Here is a 954-nt window from a genome sequence, read left to right as displayed (position 1 = left end):
ATGACCCACCGCCCAGCTGAGCACAAAACTGTCGATAATTTCAGTTGTCCCGGGTTTGCAGACAACGCCGTACAGCCGGTAGCCCTGATCGTAACGTACGGTTTCCCGCGTCATTTGTGCATGAACATCAGCCCAGTCGAACACTTTGATTGTCGTTGGCCAGCGAACCCAGGGATTCCACTTACGCTGGTACTCGTACACATATATTTTTTGGCGCTGACGGTTAAAGCGAATTGGAGTTCCTCGGGGTACAAACATTGCTCCTCGAATAAAAAGGAAAAAAAATGAAAATATAGTAATAAAACCCACGGAAAAAATAATAAAGCTAATTAAATCAAATGGTAAAGATAAAATCGAGTATGCATATAACAATACAGGGGTAAGCATTGACATACTTCCGACCCACGCTCCCCACCATAATATATTTTCAAATCGTGGGATTTCCATCCAGATATCATTTATTTCATTGACCCAGGTAAGGCGAGGGGCGGTTTGCTGTTTCTCATTTTGCCCGGGTAAATCTTCAACCCAATTTTTTAAGGCAGGCGTTAAAGCAGGCCGCCCCGCGAATTCTGTCTCCAGCGCGGCTTCCAGCGTTTCAGGCTCAATGCGCCAGGGACCATCAGGACGTTGATTATTTTCCATATTTCACCCTGCTGATGTGTTTGCCGCATCCGCAGCCGTCGTAGATTCGCGGTCAATGGCTTCGGGCCAGTGAATATTATTTCGCGGACACCAGCTATTTGGCCGCTCATCGTAAAACGGTTGTGTCGGAACCGGTTTGTGCTGCATGTAGTGACAGCAGTGGCTCCATAATCCGCGCAATAACTTAGGATGACCCACCGCCCAGCTGAGCACAAAACTGTCGATAATTTCAGTTGTCCCGGGTTTGCAGACAACGCCGTACAGCCGGTAGCCCTGATCGTAACGTCCGGTTTCCCGCGTCATTTGTGC

General features: G+C 48.1%; 2 protein-coding genes. Both read right to left on the bottom strand.

The features are described 5' to 3' along the window. A partial coding sequence (locus tag ACM615_RS23880) for a DUF6708 domain-containing protein (RefSeq protein WP_431012625.1) occupies positions 1–645 on the bottom strand: 645 nt, incomplete at its 3' end. 3 nt (positions 646–648) lie between these two features. Beyond that, positions 649–954 (bottom strand): DUF6708 domain-containing protein (locus ACM615_RS23875; protein WP_431012624.1); only part of this gene is annotated, 306 nt, incomplete at its 5' end.

The organism is Rahnella sp. PAMC25617 (assembly GCF_050606005.1).
Taxonomy (GTDB): Bacteria; Pseudomonadota; Gammaproteobacteria; order Enterobacterales; family Enterobacteriaceae; genus Rahnella; species Rahnella variigena.
Note: the sequence above shows the minus strand (reverse complement) of the source record. Positions and strands in the feature narration are given on the sequence as shown.